15 protein-coding genes are annotated in these 16,084 nt (G+C 50.1%); 5 read left to right on the top strand and 10 right to left on the bottom strand.

Annotated features, from left to right (window positions below):
* Positions 1 to 3 precede the first annotated feature (3 nt).
* The 6 genes from leuS to L3556_RS14515 all read right to left on the bottom strand — a co-directional run bounded on the left by leuS (position 4) and on the right by L3556_RS14515 (position 8,922).
* Positions 4 to 2,583, bottom strand: a complete 2,580-nt coding sequence (gene leuS, locus L3556_RS14540; protein WP_277868061.1) for a leucine--tRNA ligase — start codon at positions 2,581 to 2,583, stop codon at positions 4 to 6.
* Between the two features lie 101 nt (positions 2,584 to 2,684).
* Positions 2,685 to 3,467: a nickel pincer cofactor biosynthesis protein LarB gene (larB, locus tag L3556_RS14535; RefSeq protein WP_277868060.1), complete on the bottom strand. Its 783-nt coding sequence runs from the start codon at positions 3,465 to 3,467 to the stop codon at positions 2,685 to 2,687.
* A gap of 11 nt (positions 3,468 to 3,478) precedes the next feature.
* A complete protein-coding gene (locus tag L3556_RS14530; RefSeq protein WP_277868059.1) occupies positions 3,479 to 4,993 on the bottom strand; it encodes a site-2 protease family protein in 1,515 nt (504 codons plus the stop codon).
* 64 nt (positions 4,994 to 5,057) lie between these two features.
* Positions 5,058 to 7,001, bottom strand: coding sequence for a molecular chaperone HtpG (gene htpG, locus L3556_RS14525; protein ID WP_479682455.1), 1,944 nt, complete (start codon positions 6,999 to 7,001; stop codon positions 5,058 to 5,060).
* Positions 7,002 to 7,714: 713 nt separating this feature from the next.
* Positions 7,715 to 8,152, bottom strand: coding sequence for a coiled-coil domain-containing protein (locus L3556_RS14520; protein ID WP_277868058.1), 438 nt, complete (start codon positions 8,150 to 8,152; stop codon positions 7,715 to 7,717).
* A gap of 440 nt (positions 8,153 to 8,592) precedes the next feature.
* Positions 8,593 to 8,922: a hypothetical protein gene (locus tag L3556_RS14515; RefSeq protein WP_277868057.1), complete on the bottom strand. Its 330-nt coding sequence runs from the start codon at positions 8,920 to 8,922 to the stop codon at positions 8,593 to 8,595.
* 149 nt (positions 8,923 to 9,071) lie between these two features.
* Here L3556_RS14515 and psbZ point away from each other — a divergent pair, with 149 nt between their 5' ends.
* Positions 9,072 to 9,260 (top strand): photosystem II reaction center protein PsbZ, encoded by a 189-nt coding sequence (psbZ, locus tag L3556_RS14510; protein ID WP_277868056.1) that lies wholly within the window; start codon positions 9,072 to 9,074, stop codon positions 9,258 to 9,260.
* Here the strand turns inward: psbZ and L3556_RS14505 are convergent.
* Positions 9,257 to 10,042 (bottom strand): TrmH family RNA methyltransferase, encoded by a 786-nt coding sequence (locus L3556_RS14505; RefSeq protein WP_277868055.1) that lies wholly within the window; start codon positions 10,040 to 10,042, stop codon positions 9,257 to 9,259. The two genes, psbZ and L3556_RS14505, sit on opposite strands and share 4 nt — an antisense overlap.
* A 211-nt stretch (positions 10,043 to 10,253) precedes the next feature.
* Here L3556_RS14505 and L3556_RS14500 point away from each other — a divergent pair, with 211 nt between their 5' ends.
* Entirely contained in the window at positions 10,254 to 10,568 is a 315-nt protein-coding gene (locus L3556_RS14500) for a hypothetical protein (protein ID WP_277868054.1), read from the top strand.
* Positions 10,569 to 10,745: 177 nt separating this feature from the next.
* On the opposite strand, the gene L3556_RS14495 is transcribed toward L3556_RS14500, so the two are convergent.
* The 3 genes from L3556_RS14495 to L3556_RS14485 are packed head-to-tail and all read right to left on the bottom strand — an operon-like array spanning position 10,746 to position 13,255.
* Complete coding sequence (locus L3556_RS14495; RefSeq protein WP_277868053.1) at positions 10,746 to 11,531, bottom strand: PD-(D/E)XK nuclease family protein; 786 nt, start codon at positions 11,529 to 11,531, stop codon at positions 10,746 to 10,748.
* Between the two features lie 7 nt (positions 11,532 to 11,538).
* Positions 11,539 to 12,381 carry an inositol monophosphatase family protein gene (locus L3556_RS14490; RefSeq protein ID WP_277868052.1) on the bottom strand — a complete coding sequence of 281 codons (843 nt, stop codon included), beginning with the start codon at positions 12,379 to 12,381 and terminating at the stop codon, positions 11,539 to 11,541.
* A 28-nt stretch (positions 12,382 to 12,409) separates the two neighbouring features.
* The gene (locus L3556_RS14485) at positions 12,410 to 13,255 is read right to left on the bottom strand and encodes a M48 family metallopeptidase (protein WP_277868051.1); all 846 of its coding nucleotides are present in this window, start codon (positions 13,253 to 13,255) and stop codon (positions 12,410 to 12,412) included.
* 322 nt (positions 13,256 to 13,577) lie between these two features.
* On the opposite strand from L3556_RS14485, the gene L3556_RS14480 reads away from it, so the two are divergent.
* From L3556_RS14480 to L3556_RS14470, 3 genes are all read left to right on the top strand, one after another.
* The gene (locus L3556_RS14480) at positions 13,578 to 13,868 is read left to right on the top strand and encodes a DUF7219 family protein (protein ID WP_277868050.1); all 291 of its coding nucleotides are present in this window, start codon (positions 13,578 to 13,580) and stop codon (positions 13,866 to 13,868) included.
* A gap of 56 nt (positions 13,869 to 13,924) precedes the next feature.
* Positions 13,925 to 14,122, top strand: a complete 198-nt coding sequence (locus tag L3556_RS14475; RefSeq protein ID WP_277868049.1) for a hypothetical protein — start codon at positions 13,925 to 13,927, stop codon at positions 14,120 to 14,122.
* A 202-nt stretch (positions 14,123 to 14,324) separates the two neighbouring features.
* Complete coding sequence (locus L3556_RS14470) at positions 14,325 to 15,974, top strand: alpha/beta hydrolase (protein WP_277868048.1); 1,650 nt, start codon at positions 14,325 to 14,327, stop codon at positions 15,972 to 15,974.
* Positions 15,975 to 16,084: the final 110 nt, after the last annotated feature.

Below are 16,084 nucleotides of genomic sequence, written 5' to 3'. Positions count from 1 at the left end.
ATATTAGTCCATAACCACAAAATTCACCAATTTACCAGGGACGACAATCACTTTTTTCAGGGTTTTGCCCTGAATATATCGCTGGGCAATGTCCGATTCCTTGGCTAAGTCCTCTAGGGCAGACCGATCAACGGTGGCAGGAACCTGTATGGTGCCCCGGGTTTTACCCATAATTTGAATCACAATCGTCAGTTCATCGGCCACTAAGGCCTGGGAATCTGCCTGGGGCCAGGCATGGTGGTGAATGGAGCCGCTACCTCCCAGTTGATGCCAGAGGTCTTCGGCAATGTGGGGTGCAAAGGGAGCTAACAACGTCACCAAGGTTTCAATGCCTTCGGCATAAATGGGTGAGGTGAGACATTTGGCCTCCCCTAGGGCATTACTTAGTTTCATGAGTTCGGCTACCGCCGTATTGAGTTGATAGTCCTCCGCTAAGTCTTCGGTAACGTCTTTGATGGCGGTGTGAATGGCACGGCGCAGATCTTTTTCGGGTTTACTGAGAGCCGTGGGTTCCTTGGGTGCCTCCCTAGGGGAGATCGCCCCCCCCTTCGCGATAAACTCAGTCACCAACCGCCAGACCCGATTCAAAAAACGAAACTGTCCCTCCACATCGGCATCATCCCATTCCAAGTCTTTTTCTGGGGGAGCCTTAAATAAAATGAACATTCGCGCCGTATCGGCCCCATATTTATCCACCACATCCCTGGGGGCAACGCCGTTATATTTAGACTTGGACATTTTCTCGTAAACAATTTCCAGGGGATCGCCAGTTTCTGGATCCAGGGGCTGCTGAAGATCACCGATGCGATCGCTGGGAACATACTGTCCGGTACGGAGATTTTTGTAGGTTTTGCCCTGCACCATACCTTGGGTCAATAGGCGTTGAAAGGGTTCACTGAAATTAATGAGTTGGCGATCGCACAGCACCTTCGTAAAAAAGCGGGAATATAACAGGTGCAAAATAGCGTGTTCAATGCCCCCCACATACTGATCCACCGGTAGCCAATCGTTTACCTTGGCGGAGTCAAACACCCGTTCTGGATTTTGGGCATCGGCGTAGCGTAGGTAGTACCAGGACGAGTCAATAAACGTATCCATCGTGTCAGTTTCCCGTTTGGCGGGTGTGCCACAGGTGGGGCAGGGAACATTCACCCAGTTTTCTAGTTTGGCCAAGGGAGAGGGGCCCCGTCCACTAAATTTCACATCTTCTGGCAGGAGAACGGGCAAATCTTTTTCGGGCACGGGCACAATGCCACAGTTGGGACAATGAACCACTGGAATTGGAACCCCCCAATAGCGTTGCCGCGAAATCAACCAATCCCGGAGACGATACTGGGCCTGGGCCGTTCCCCACCCTTGGTCTTGGGCGTACTCAATAATGGCTTGTTTTGCCTCCTGGGAGGGTTGTCCATCAAAGTTGCCGGAATTCACCAAAATTCCTGGCTCCGTGTAGGCAGACTTTAGCTTCTGATTTGGGTTATCCCCCTCCGGTACAATCACCGTATTAATGGCTAATTTATTTGACTTGGCAAAGGCAAAATCTCGACTATCGTGGGCAGGTACCCCCATCACTGCACCAGTGCCGTATTCATAGAGGACATAATCGGCAATCCAAATGGGAATTTCTGCCCCCGTGAAGGGGTTGATGGCTTTACCCCCCGTCGCTACCCCTCGCTTGGGTTTATCCTCTGCGGTGCGCTCCAGTTCACTTTCCTGGCTAATTTCAGCAATAAACTCTGCCACTTTTTTGCGGCGGCGGGCCGTAGTCACTTGGGGGGTAAGGGGATGCTCCGGGGCTAAGACGAGATAGGTCACGCCATAAACGGTGTCGGGGCGGGTGGTGAAGACGGCAATTTTTTCCCCAGAACCAACAATGGGAAATTCCAGGTAGGCCCCCACGGATTTGCCAATCCAATTGGCCTGCATTAATTTCACCCGTTCGGGCCAACCCTTTAATTGATCTAAATCCGCTAAAAGTTGTTCTGCGTAGTCCGTAATTTTCAAAAACCATTGTTTCAGGAGTTTCCGCTCGACCATGGCCCCCGATCTCCAGGATCGGCCGGCACTATCCACCTGTTCATTGGCTAAAACAGTTTGGTCAATGGGATCCCAGTTCACCGCCGCTTCCTTTTGATAAGCTAACCCGGCCCTGAGAAATTCTAGGAAAATCCACTGGGTCCATCGGTAATAGTCTGGGCTACAGGTGGCCACCTCCTTTGTCCAGTCGTAGGATAGCCCTAACCGCTGAAGTTCCCGGCGCATTTGGGCCATATTTTCATGGGTCCAGGCTGCTGGGTGAATACCGCGATCGATGGCCGCATTTTCTGCGGGCAAACCAAAGGCATCCCAACCCATGGGGTGTAGCACGCGGTAGCCTTGCATCCGCCGCGATCGGGCAATGACATCCGTAATCGTATAGTTACGAACATGGCCCATGTGCAGATTCCCCGAAGGATAGGGAAACATGGACAGGGCATAAAACTTGGGTTTTGCCGCGTCCGTAGGTGTGCGATCTATATCCTGCTGGGCCCAGTTTAATTGCCATTTTTCTTCGATGGCTTGAGGTTCGTATCGAGATTCCACAGACTATCCCTGCGAGTCCAGCGGTTCCTATCGTATCAATATTTAAGTGGATAACGTCACTGACTTGTTAATGACTAGGGGCTTACTCACTCCGACTCTGTTTAATCATTCCCGATAATTTTTTGCTGCGATCGCACCATTTTGGCAGCTAACATGGCGGCCCCAAAACCATTATCAATATTTACGACCCCAATGCCTGGGGCACAGGAATTCAACATTGTCAGCAGGGCCGCCAGCCCCCCTAAATTAGCCCCATAGCCAATACTGGTGGGAACAGCAATCACCGGAGCTTCCACTAAGCCTGCCACCACACTGGGTAGGGCCCCTTCCATGCCCGCCACGACAATCAACACCGCCATTTCTGCCAGATCGGTTTGAATGCTCAGGAGGCGATGAATACCGGCTACGCCCACATCAAAGAATCGTTTGACGGCAAACCCTGAAAGTTGCGCGGTAATAGCTGCTTCCTCGGCAATGGGTAGATCCGCTGTCCCCGCTGCTAAAAGGCCAATCTGACCTACTTGCGTCGGGGTTTCAGGCAGATCACAGGTACTACAAATTCGAGCTTGGGGGAAATAATATAGGTTTGGCAGGGGCGATCGCAGTTGCCCAAAGACCTCTGGGGAAATGCGGGTGGCCATGACGCAATCGTGGTGGGGTTGCATCCGCTGGATAATTTCGGCAATTTGTTCGGCGGTTTTCCCTGGGCCCCAAATGACCTCAGGAAAGCCCGTGCGTAAAGTACGGTGGTGATCAATCCGGGCAAAGTCGCCAACGGGTTCATAGCCAAAATGCTTTAGTTTTTCGAGGGCAAGGTCAACGGAAATGTCCCCTCCGGCAACGGATTCTAGGAGCTGTAAAAGGGCCTGGGAATTACTGATCATTTCTGGTCTCCCTAACCGCCAATGCCCAACTGACCCGCCAACCCCGGAGCTAGGGGAATGAGGGTGGCAGCCATTAAAAATAAGGCTAATAGTCCCAGGGCTGCCCGTAGATCATCGGGTTCGCTGACTTCATCCAAACTGGGGCGTTCTAGGTCTCGTTGCAAGAAAATAATAATCAGGGCCCAATAGAGGGCCAGGGGATTGGCGATCGCCACCAGACCCAAAACAATAAGAGTAATCCAGGTACAGCGACCCGCCACTTTTACGCCATAGATGGACTGAACAATTCGTCCCCCATCCAACTGGCCCGCCGGCATTAAATTGATCGCCGTAATAATCAAACCCAACCAACCAATAATCACCAGGGGATTAATCATCACAAAATCTGCCTGAAGTTGATCTCCCAGGAAGACACGGGCGAGGCTGCCCACTAGAATTGACCCTTGGAAAAAGAGACTGGGGACTTGAAAACTGGTGCTGGGGCCCGTAGGGGCAAAAAATCCAATCACTAGGGCCAGTAGAGATAAGATACCGGAAAAGGCAGGGCCGGCGATCGCAATGTCAAATAATTCCTGACGGGTCTTCAGAAAGGATTCAATGCGAACAATGGAGCCAAAGGCCCCCAACTGCCAAGCGGGAATAAAAAAGGGTGGACTCAACTGAGCCTTATAGCGGGCAGCCATCCAGCGATGTCCCAGATCATGGCAGACTAAAATGATTAAAATACCAATACCAATGGGCAGAGCGCGTTGAAAGTCCCCAGGGGCACTGAGAAAACTAAAGCCTTGCAAAATAGAACTGGTTTCCAAACAAGTGGCGCAGGTAGCTAGAAAGAGAATCCCTGCTAAGACGTTCTGGCTTAGGGTGGTGGAAATCGGCTCCGTTGTCTGGGGTAGGACAATCATCACCGGTTTACTGTCGGAATTGGGCACAATAAATAGGCGATACTGATCCGGTAATACCTCCTGCAACCGCTCACTGAGATGGCGATGAACCGCCGCCGCCTCTCCCCGTAAATTCCCCCTACAAATTACCCCCCGCTTGTAGGGAATAAACTCCGTGGCAAAAAAGGTATCAATGCCAAAGATGCCCTTCACTTTATTGAGATCCTCACTGGGCATCGTCAGTAAGGCCCCCTCAGAGACAGTCCCTTCCGGCGTGGATGACTCTGTTTCTAGGTCTGGGTCTAGGGTGGAATGGTCTGAGGAAGAGACTGGAATATCCGACAAATGGGATCGCCCCGATCGCTGGTGAGGTAGGGTTGCCCCCGTTGTTTCCGCCAGCGATCGCAACCAACGCCCCAGACCAATATAAATCGCAATTGCCGTCACCAAAATGAACAGAATTCCCGCCAAATTAATGCCCACACCTAGACCAATTAAGCCGTAGAGGAGCAACCAGGGCACCATTAAAACCACGGTTTGTAGCCAGGCCACCACCCCTAGTTTGCCAAAGGGGAGGGCCCGATAAAATCCCCAGGCTAAAAAGGTGAAGGCCGCAGCAATAATCAATCCAGTGGTGATCATGGGTTCTGTCTCAGTTTCAACAAGCTTACTCGATCTCAGGTTACAGCCCCTAGCGCATGGCCCCCTAACGCATGGCCATTGTCGTTAACTGGGTTAAGACCTGACTGGCACGCTCACTGAATTCCTGCATTCCATTGGCATCAAAACCCCGTTGGGACATCAATGCCAGGTCATAGATATAGTGACAGAGGCGATCGGCCAAATCCGCCGCAGGGGATGGGCCACCGGTTTGAACAATACTGCCCTGGCTCAGACTCAAAAGGTTTTGGACGAGGGGATGGGCAGTGTTTACCAATAACGTATGATCCTCTGGCAGTTGCACCGAGAGTTGTTGCTGCATCATGGCCATCATCTCCTGCATCCGTCGGCTGGATTCCGGTAACAAAATCATCGCCGGAGGAGCTGCCTCTGGGGTATCCCCTTTCAGAGGTTCGGTGCGAATTGTGAGGTTGGGTTTCTTTAGTACCTTTTCAAATAGGGCCTTAATCTGTTCGCTGCGGGTTTGATTACTGCCGGGATCTACAATTTCCGCCGATTTGTCCTTATCAATCAGGGTTTCATCCAGTTCTGCATCGACCCGGAGGAATTTCACCTCACTGTAGGTTTGCTCTAACCAGGGTACAAAATGGGTATCAATGAAGCTATCCATAAACAGGACTTCAATTCCTTGGCCCTTAAGCAATTGCACATAGGTCGCTTGATTCACTTCATCGGTGCAGTAGTAAACCCGATTGGCATGGCTATCCTTATTCCGCTCCAGATAATCCTTGAGGGTGGTATAGGCCTGGCCATCTATGGTCATGCCCCCCGCGCTTTGCCAGGCATCATCCCCTTCTCCGGGGGCCTCCAACTGGGCCGTTGTCCGGTAGATGACAATATCTTCAACTTGTTTTTTGAATTTTTCGTCGTTGAGGGAGCCAAATTTGACGAACGTGCCCAAGTCTTTCCAGGAATTGACGTAGGCCGCTGGGTCTTCGCGGTAGAGTTCCTTGAGGCGATCGCCCACTTTTTTGGCAATGTAGTCGGCAATTTTCCGGACGGTGCGATCGTTCTGGAGAAAACTACGGGAGACATTCAGGGGAATATCGCTACTGTCGATCACTCCCCGCAGGGGTAACAGGAAGCGAGGAATCACCTCTTCGCAGTTATCGCTGACAAAGACTTGATTACAAAAGAGTTTAATTTGACTCTTGCTCACATCAATATCCGGTCGCAGCTTGGGAAAGTAAAGAATACCATTGACGACAAAGGGATAATCCGTATTCAAATGTACCCAGAGGAGGGGTTCATCCTGGAAGGGATAGAGGTAGCGATAAAATTCCAGGTACTCTTCCTTACTAAGGCTGCTGGGACTGGTTTTCCAGGGGGCAATCTGTTTATTAATCTGCTCCCCATCCAGCTTGATTGGCACGGGTAAGAAATCACAGTAGGTGCGAATAAGTTGCTTAATCCGTTCCGGCTCTAGATAGCTCTCTTCTTCAGCTTGCAGGGTCAGGGTTACAGTTGTGCCGACTGTGCTGCGATCGCCGTCGCTCATTGTAAATTCGGTGGAACCATCGCAGTTCCAATGGACTGGGGTTGCCCCGGCTTGGTAGGAGAGGGTATCAATTTCCACCCGCTGAGCCACCATAAAGGAGGAATAGAATCCTAGGCCAAAATGGCCAATGATGTCCTGGTCTCCTTCCCCTTTATATTTTTGGACGAACTCTTCGGCACTAGAAAAGGCCACCTGGGTAATGTATTTTTTCACTTCCTCGGCAGTCATGCCAATGCCTGTGTCGGAGATCGCCAGCTTTTTATTTTCTTTATCTAAGGATATAGTGATTTCTGGCTGATCCACATCCCCAGCGTAATCCCCCGATCGGGCAACCATTCGTAGCTTTTGGATGGCATCCACAGCATTAGAAACGAGTTCCCGTATAAAGATTTCATGATCGGAGTAGAGCCATTTTTTGATGATCGGAAAAATATTCTCAGTATGGATCGAAATGGTTCCCTGTTCCAGCATGGTAATGTCCTGTCCGTTAATTCCAATAAATGCAGATGCGCTAGGCACACGTTTGTCTGAGATCAATTTTATCGCGATGGGAAATCATTCCTTCCCCTTGGAACAGCAGTGATCTCTCCCGTAGGGGCATTCGGTTATCCCCACTTATTGCAGATGAAGATGTGATTAGGACACTTCCAAATGGGAGTCCCTTGGTTCACAGGCTTCTCAGAGGCAAAATGTCCTAACACTCTACTCACTTGCAATAGGTTATTTTTTTAGAATATTAAGTAGGTAGGCGCAATTACTTGTAAGACAAGGGAATCGCAGTGTAGCCTCCAGGTAAGGAGATTATCGCCTTTTTCCCTGTCAGCATGTTTAGGTTAATTGAACCCAGGTACTTAATTAGCAAAAGAAGCTGTTGAGTAAATGGAGAGTAGGGCCATACCATTAGATCCATCAAACCATTGATATAACGAGGTTTCTTCCGAAGCGCGATCGTGATATACCCCCAGATGATGGTCACTTGGAAAAGATGGGCATAGGCTTTTTAAGATACCGCTGGGTTTAACCTCCCTGTCAATGGCGTTGCATCTGCCGGCTCCAGAGCCGGTATGGACATTAAAGTGCCAGCTTTTATTTTGTTGTGAAGTTTTGAAATCTCATTCAGACATGGGAAAATTACCTTGAGAATTAAATTGAATCCACCCAGGCTTGCAGGTCTGGGTATTTTTTTAGGCACGGTCAAACCAGAGAACCTTAATCACGCTACCACCGACTAGCGTTACCAGGGCCACAATGAAACCCCATAACCTTGCATCAGTCGTTTTCTGTTGGCTACGCAGTTCGGTAATATCATCTCGCAGTTCAGAGCGTAAAGCATCGACCTTCTCGTTAACTGCTTTGATTTCGGTCTTAAGCTCAGTCCTAACAGCATCGACCTTCTCGTTAACTGTTTTGATTTCGGTCTTAAGCTCAGCCCTAACAGCATCGACCTTCTCGTTAACTGCTTTGATTTCGGTCTTAAGCTCAGTCCTAACCGCATCCACCTTGTCATTGAGAGCCTTAAATTGCTCCTCCGTTTTAACAATGTGAACATCTAGCTTCTTGTCCATGGATTGCAGTAAGTCCATGATTTGCTTGGCTTCACTGGCTGTCATAACGTCACTCATGATTATCTCCCTTGGGTTTGCGCCCCCGCCGTTTCGGAGTAACTGCAACAGGATCACCAGTCTCCTTGTCGGATTCCAGCCCAGACTGGGGAGTATTGCCCATGAGTTCACGCTGTGCAGCTTCGGTGATGACACGTCGAAGCCAGGGAGACTTACGGTTTTCCAGTCGCCTAATAGCCTGCTCAATACTCACAGGCAACCTAACTTGCGTTGGTTTTTCTGCCAAGGGTTCTACCGTCTCATCAGATCGTGGGAAGTGTTTCAGGTTTTTTATATTCGCCATAATCCTTATCTAAGTAATGCTCACAGTATACACAAAGTATCAGATGAGAAAATCCACTGTATACCGTGTCAACTCATAAGGGCATCTCGATTAATTCAAAATTCGAGGCGATCGCCAGCAATGTTTCCCCAACCATTCTGCCGCCGCAACGCTACTATTAGCCGCTACAACAGGGATCCATTCCCAATCGCTGCATCAATAGATCACTCACGGCATTGGCAACGGCAAACTCACCATAAAAACTCTTAGAAAAATCAAACTGCTGGAGTTCCGTCACGAGGGCAAGAATTAATCCACCCAGATCGTGTTCTCCTTCAAGACGCTGCCGCAGATAAATTTTTGCAGTCCGTCGGGCAATGTCAGCATTCACTGCTTCCGGGAGATACTCCTGATCGAGCCACTCCCTGAGGGCTTTTTCTAACCAGTCAGCTTCCGCCTGCCAATCGGGACAAAGGGGCAAGGTAATGGCGGGAATGGGGGGATTCATGGATCCAACCTCAAAATACCTGCTGGAGCCATTATAAACGTTTGGGTTTGGCTAGGGATGATAAAATTAACTCCATGAGTCCGCCCTGGGGCACAGGGTAGACTGACCGCAATTATTCCACCGCTGATAAGATTTTGGAGTTCATAACAATGTCCATTTTGTTCCAGTTAGCCCTTGCTGCTCTTGTCCTTCTCTCCTTTGCCATGGTTGTGGGTGTGCCCGTTGCCTATGCATCTCCCCAGGACTGGGATCGCTCCAAGCAATTAATTTTCCTGGGTTCCGGTGCTTGGGTTGCCTTGGTCCTAGTGGTGGCTGCCTTGAACTTCCTGGTGGTTTAGGGCCGTTGCCAGCGTTGGCGACGAACTTCGTAGAGGAGTAGGGCAGTGGCGATCGCCACATTGAGGGACTCAACGGCGGTGGCTTGGGGAATGCTGACGGTTTGATTCGCCAGCGCAAAAATATCCGCTGGTAGTCCCTGGCCTTCACTGCCCATTAAAATAATTGTAGGTAGCAGAAAATTAGCGTCCCAGTAGGGGTCATAACTGTGGGGACTGGTGGCAATAAGTTGCCAGCCTTTTTTTTGGTATCCCTCCAACTCGGCTTTCAGATGGTCACTGCGCTGCATGGGTAATCGGAACCATTGCCCCGCACTGGCCCGTAAAACCTTGGGATGTTCAAAATCCACACATTGATCATCCCCCAGTAGTCCTTCCACTTGGGTGGCGGTGGCGGTGCGAATAATTGTCCCCATATTCCCCGGATCCTGCAAACCAATCAGGGCTAAGCCCAGGGAGGTTAGGTCTAGGGGAGCTGACTCAGGACTTGGGGCTACCCCAATAATGCCATCGGGGGATACGGTGGTGGCGATCGCCCCTAGAACCGCTTCACTGACGATTTCCAGGCGATTAACTCGTTCCTCTAGTTCTTTCCACAGTTGTTGGGAATACTTCTGTTGCCATTGGGGAGTGCAGCAGATGATCTCTAGGGGATAGTTGGTGGCAAGGGCCTCTTGGATTAGGTGAGTGCCTTCTAGTAAGAATTGACGTTGACGATGGCGATGCTTGGCTTGGTGTAGTTTCCGTAGGTCTTTAACCAGGGGATTTTGAAGACTGGTGAGCATGGAGGGTTGGTAGTGCCAAATAGATAAGGATGCATTAATTTGAGCAATTTTTAGTGAGTATCGCAAACGAAGGCTGGATTTGCCGCACTGCAAGGGGTTAAAATCTTCAAGTGGTATATTTCTCGACTCACTGGAGAACGAGTTGATTAAACACTACACTCGTCCTTGTGCAGATATATACTTTCCCTTAATAGTGTGAGGAGCAAGTCTGATGATCAAGTTCGTATATGCTGCCATAGTGGCCAGCGCAATTACTTTAGGAGCCGGCCCCCTGGCACTGGCTGATCCCATAGCACCTACTACGTCTACGGGACATGCCGGGTACGTGGTCAATGGCGGTCAGGAATTCATCTACGGTTATGGCAGTCCGTCGCCCAATGCCAATCAGGAGTATACACTCAATCCCGGACAACACATCCTGATTCTCAATAGCCAGCGTGGTGCTGACGGTCAAATCTGGTACTACGTTCTGCCCTCCAACGGACTCAAGGCCTGGATTCCTGAATCTCAGGTGCGCTGGCGCTAGCGAGATCGCGGGACGATATCGACTATCCGTGTCGTCCCGCAACTCTTGTTAACAACATGGGTGGACTGGCCGGTGGGGCAGGTCGCTGGGGAATCAGACATGGAGTTTCTCGGAAAAGATTTCTCGCCAATCCTCACATTTTTAGGACGATCCCGTTTTAGGACGACCCCAGAGGGTTTATATCGGTAGTTCGGGAATGGAGGCGATCGCTCCCAGGAGTCCGGCAACATCCAGCTTTTGGGATTCTGCCTCAGGGTTAAATCGTTCACAGCGGTGAACAAAGGGGCAATAGGAGCAGCGACCCATCTCTTGGGGAATTTGGGGAAGGGGATGATCCCCAGGGTTCTGTTCATAGCGATCCAGCCAGGTTTGCAGGCGACTTAACTGCGCTTCTAGGCGATCGCAGATCTGGCGATGAATCTCTACCCCATAGGCAAAGGAAAAATACTGCGGAGGTTCTGAGCCTTCAGCAAACCAATAGGTCATACAAATATTTTCGGGGGTGTAATCACTGGTGGCCGCCAAAAGAAACGGATAGAGCCGTGTTTGCCAATGTTGGCTGAGATGCTTTTTTTCCGGGGGCCGGGCATAGGTTTTCCAGTCAATAATCTGGGCTTGGGTCGGCCCAAAAATTACGCGATCGTATATCCCCACCAAGGTAAAGGCTCCTAGGGCAACACTGCGGCAATGTTCACTTTCGGCCCGTCCAGAAATCATTGGCGGTGGACTCGTCTGAAAGGTTTGATACCAACGCTCCATATCCCCATCGGCGGCAATGAGAGGGGCAATATCTAGACCCAGAGATTCTTGGTGCATGAGGCGATGAAAGTCTGTGCCTAGGCGTTGGCGGTTAAGTTGCTGGGGCAAGCTGGGTAGGGTGTAGTGATCCAGGTAAAGGTATTGAAACTTACGGGGACATCCATTAAGAGTTTGCAGATGGCCCTGGGACAGTTGATGAATCATGGCGTATTCACTGAGTTACTGAGTCCCTAATGTAGGGTAGAAAAATAGCGGCCAATTCCGAACTGGCACTGACAAGGGTATGGTACGAGCGATCGCCGTAGGATTCTCCAAATTTTAAGGGAAAAATATCTGGTACATTCTTTACGCTTAAAGGATCTAATTTATCCAAAGACTCCAAACTCGCCCAATGGGCCCCGGCCCCATGGACAATGGGCCAAGCAGGAGCAATATCCCAAATCATCGGTGTCCGCTCTACGGCTCCCAGGGTATAGCCCGCTGCCACGGTGAGGAAGTTATAACTGGCGGAACCCAGCATCCGAATTTTGCAGGGAAAGGGGCGTTTTAGGAGACTAATACTGCGGGCGCAGAGACTAAAAAATGCTTGGTGACTAGGGACTCCGGGCTGACATTGAATGGGCTGCTGATTTAAGTAAGCTCCATCGCCATGGCCGGGGGCCTGATAAAACCCATGGAACACTTGATGTAGGGGAGGAACAGCCACATAGCCAAAGACAGGCATTCCCCGATAGAGCAATCCGAGGGCAATACACCAGATGGGTAAGCCATGGCTAAAATTAGTCGTTCCATCAATGGGATCAATAATCCAGCACCAATCCGTTTCTGGAAAGTGATGGGCCCCTTCTTCACTGAGTAAACCATGGTCAGGAAAAATAGCGGCAATCCCCCGCCGTAATTCTTGATCGGCCCAGCGATCCGCAACCGTGACTAAACTACCATCGGACTTTTGTTCGGTGAAGGATTGTCCAGCTTCCCCCATCAGGTGGGATCCCACAACGGTGGTGGTTTTGCCGCACAGGTCTAGAACCGTTGACCAAAAGTGATGTTCCATGAATCTCCTAGCAGTCTATTTCTCTAGTCTAGGATCGATTGAGGCCCAGGGTTTGTCGATAAGCTTGCGGGTCTGTTCCACACTGGGGGTCTGCGGGCTGCTCCGTACAAAGATTATTCACTCCGGAGCGGATCATGGTTTCCGCCGCCACAATGCGATCGTTGGGGGCCGGGTGGGTACTCAAAATCGTGGGGGGAGAACCTTGGCGGCCCAATTTTCGTAAAAAGGCAGGCATGGCACTGGTGGCATAGTTACCACGGGAAAGTAAAACTAAACCATGGCGATCGGCTTCATACTCAGCCTCGCGACTACGGGGGCGACGAAACGCTAACTCGGTGGCCATCTGTACGCCGCGATCGCGATCCAGTCCAGCGGCGGTCATCAATCCTTGGGCCACTGCCATCCGTTGCATTTGGCGAATGACATGGCGTTGTTCAATGTGGCCAATTTCGTGGGCAATCACGCTGGCTAACTCTGCTTCATTGTCCGCTGTGGCGATCAGTCCCGTGGTGACATAGACAAATCCGCCCATGGTGGCGTAGGCATTGACTTGGCGATCGCTAATCACCTGAAACGTATAGGGAATATTCCGGCGATCGCCCACGGAAATCAAACGCTGACCAATTTGATTAACATAGCCCTGAACTCTCGGATCGGTATAAAGTCGCATTCCTTGGCGTAGCATCTGTTGATTGATCTGCTGACCAATGGCAACTTCCTGTTGAGGCCCAATATTTGACAATTGGATCATCTGCACCCCCTGAATCAGTAACCGCTGCCATAGGTTTTGGGCCTGAGCCGCAACAGGGTGAAGGGTGACAGTCACCACAAGGGTAATAACCGCCAGCAATGTTAACCAACGTTGACGTTTCATAGTTAAGACTCGCATTTTATCGTCTACATCGTCAGGGCATCACAAATCAGTTTAACTTTAGGATACCCTAGCCACCCAAACCCTCTCCTTGGGAGAAGGCTTCAATTTAAGCCACTGGCAGGAGGTAGGCAAATCATTGAATCATTTTACTGATCCTAGATTTTTAGGGTTCCCAGTGGGTTTAGTATTCGGGTGATACGCCTAGGAGTTCCAGACTGATCTGGAATAGATCAAGTTCCCCAAGAACCAAAGGGAACGAATATGCCACAATGATCACAGGACTCCAAATGCTCAAAAAACTCCGAAGGAGCATAGAAACGCCGTGGTGAATCCATCCGATGCCAATCCTGACAAAGACCAGCATGCAAAAGACAATTTTCTATATCCCACCAGTCGCTATCACGGTGACTTCAGTCCCCAAAACTTAGCCTTTAATGCCAATCTCCAGGAATTTGCCCAGCGGATTGGTTACATTTGCGCCCTAGAAACCAGCGGAAAAATGCCTCCCCAGGAAGCCTATGATCAAATTAAATCTCTGTGGAAGCAGTTGAAAAAATCCCGGGAGTTATTGCTCACCGATGATGGTACACCGGATACCCCCCCGCCTAATTAATGTCTTTTTAATATCTTTCTAATTCATGTAATTTTAATGTAATTAATAATTAAATCATGGCAAATCAACAATCCCCTGATCTGGGAACTCAAATCATTGTTAGCTTAGCTACGGCTCCTTTTTTAGTGGGACTTATTGGGCTGGACTGTTTAACCAAAATTGGTTTGAAACTAAGCCAAGAGAGTCGGGAAATTTTCCGGGGCGATCGCCTTCCCTTAGTGGATTCCAACGAGTACTCTCCAGAAGCCAATTAAATCTCCATTCAAGCTGCCACAGGAGTCTGGGCAAAACCCAATACCCCCCCTACTCCGTCTCCCAGTTATTCCAGAAAAACAAACACCGAGGGGCATCTAGGCAACCTTTTTTATCCCTTTTGTGTCAAGGGTAGGAATGATATGCTTGGAAAGATCAAACAATATGTTTTTGGTGAAACTTAATATGGTTGGATTGCAGAGGATGCGTTCACCTCGGGGCCTTCGCTGGTTATCGGCCCTGGGCTTAGCGGCTAGTTTTTGGGCGACTCCTGTCCTGCCCGCCGAGCAAATCGAGTTATCCTATCCTCCCTTTGGCACCTTTAGCATTCGTACCAGTGACTTAGAAACCTATGCTAGAACCGGGGTTGCCAGTCCAGAACTCAACTTTTTGCTGCGACTTATACCTACAGACCAAACCGGAGAGATACAGCAAAACCTAAATGCAGCCATAGACATAGAGCCAACAACCATTACCCAAGTCATCAATTCCCCCATTGGACGGGTGTTATTTGAGCGTCTTGGTCGGGTTTTCAAAACCGGTGACGGTGAAAATGGCGCAAAAGCACTGGCGACGGCCATGGAAGTTGCCGCAGCTAGTCCCGATGGCATTACGGTTTTAACAGTTCTCCGGGGATTTCCCGATAAGTCCATTCAAATTGACGGCCAGTTTGGTCTACAGGCCGTAGGAGCCCTCTTCCGAGCCATTCAAAATGAGGTTGAAGCCGTTAAATTTGTGGAGCGGGTGGCCACCGTTCAGCCCACCATTACCCTACCCAATTTACCCATGCCCCAACAGGCAGGGAACTATACCTGGAACAAACAAACCATCTCCTTTGTGAACCCCCAGCGAGGAACCCAGCCGATTCCGGCGGATGTCTACGTGCCAGAGGGGTTGACGGCTCCGGCCCCCTTAATTGTCATTTCCCATGGCTTAGCCTCCGATCGCCTCAGTTTTGCCTACCTTGCCGAGCATTTAGCATCCCAGGGTTTTGCGGTGGCAGCGGTGACCCACCCCGGTTCAGATGCCAATCAAATTGGTCACTTTCTTTCCGGTGCGCCCTTGGACTATCAAGCTTTACCGGAAGACTGGGTTCAACGCCCCCTTGACCTCAAATATGTGATTGATACCATTGCGGCCCAAGCCCCCGCCAATCCCACCTGGAACATTAATACCAATCAGGTGGCACTTTTTGGCCAGTCTATGGGGGGCTACACCGTGTTGGCCGCCGCCGGTGCTGTGGTCAATTGGCCCAGTATTCCCCAGGAATGCAAACGGATTGCGGAAGATAGTTTTTCCTTTAATATCTCCCTGCCGTTACAATGCCGAATTATTGCGGCCCAACCGCCCAAGACAAGTGTGGCGGATCCGCGGGTGAAGGCGGTGATTGCGGTTAATCCGGTGGCAAGTACATTATTCGGTGAAAGTGGGTTTGCGGAAATCCGTGTACCAACTATGCTTGTGGCTGGCAGTAATGATATTTTTGCACCGCCCCTAGAGGAACAAATCCGTCCCTTTACCTGGTTGCAACATTCATCACCGAAATTTCTCTCGGTTATCCAGCCCGGAACCCATTTCTCAACCATTGGAGTAAGCTCTGATGGCGTGTTGCCTGTTCCTCAGGATCTCATTGGTCCCAATCCAGAACTGGCGCAGGTGGGGATTAAGGGGCTAAGTTCAGCGTTCTTCAAGGCCTTTGCGGCCAATCAACCGGAGTTTCGGCCCTTTTTAAGTCAAACCTTTGCTAACAACCTATCCTCTGAGGAGGACGCCTTTAAGTTTTTCATTGTGGATCAGCTGAATGTAAATCAACTCAATCAGGTTCTCAGTCGGGACACATTGACGAATCGTTAAGGTCATTAAGGCTTGACGCTTTACTCTTCCCTTGGCCTTAAGCATTTGTTTACGAATCGTTTACCCAATGGGTTCATCTCCTCTGCAATGATGGGCGAGGGGATGTCGTT

Origin of the sequence: Candidatus Synechococcus calcipolaris G9 (assembly GCF_029582805.1) — a bacterium.
GTDB lineage: Bacteria > Cyanobacteriota > Cyanobacteriia > Thermosynechococcales > Thermosynechococcaceae > Synechococcus_F > Synechococcus_F calcipolaris.
The sequence above is the reverse complement of the archived record's forward strand: the minus strand, read 5'-3'. Positions and strand labels throughout refer to the sequence as shown.

Bases quoted from the DNA above. Each gene is read 5' to 3' on its own strand.
- L3556_RS14500 (WP_277868054.1), top strand. From the start codon at position 10,254: ATGATCAAGTTCGTATATGCTGCCATAGTGGCCAGCGCAATTACTTTA.
- L3556_RS14505 (WP_277868055.1), bottom strand. From the start codon at position 10,042: ATGCTCACCAGTCTTCAAAATCCCCTGGTTAAAGACCTACGGAAACTA.
- L3556_RS14470 (WP_277868048.1), top strand. From the start codon at position 14,325: ATGCGTTCACCTCGGGGCCTTCGCTGGTTATCGGCCCTGGGCTTAGCG.
- L3556_RS14485 (WP_277868051.1), bottom strand. From the start codon at position 13,255: ATGAAACGTCAACGTTGGTTAACATTGCTGGCGGTTATTACCCTTGTG.
- L3556_RS14520 (WP_277868058.1), bottom strand. From the start codon at position 8,152: ATGAGTGACGTTATGACAGCCAGTGAAGCCAAGCAAATCATGGACTTA.
- htpG (WP_479682455.1), bottom strand. From the start codon at position 7,001: ATGCTGGAACAGGGAACCATTTCGATCCATACTGAGAATATTTTTCCG.
- larB (WP_277868060.1), bottom strand. From the start codon at position 3,467: ATGATCAGTAATTCCCAGGCCCTTTTACAGCTCCTAGAATCCGTTGCC.
- L3556_RS14490 (WP_277868052.1), bottom strand. From the start codon at position 12,381: ATGGAACATCACTTTTGGTCAACGGTTCTAGACCTGTGCGGCAAAACC.
- L3556_RS14530 (WP_277868059.1), bottom strand. From the start codon at position 4,993: ATGATCACCACTGGATTGATTATTGCTGCGGCCTTCACCTTTTTAGCC.
- L3556_RS14495 (WP_277868053.1), bottom strand. From the start codon at position 11,531: ATGATTCATCAACTGTCCCAGGGCCATCTGCAAACTCTTAATGGATGT.
- L3556_RS14475 (WP_277868049.1), top strand. From the start codon at position 13,925: ATGGCAAATCAACAATCCCCTGATCTGGGAACTCAAATCATTGTTAGC.
- psbZ (WP_277868056.1), top strand. From the start codon at position 9,072: ATGTCCATTTTGTTCCAGTTAGCCCTTGCTGCTCTTGTCCTTCTCTCC.
- L3556_RS14515 (WP_277868057.1), bottom strand. From the start codon at position 8,922: ATGAATCCCCCCATTCCCGCCATTACCTTGCCCCTTTGTCCCGATTGG.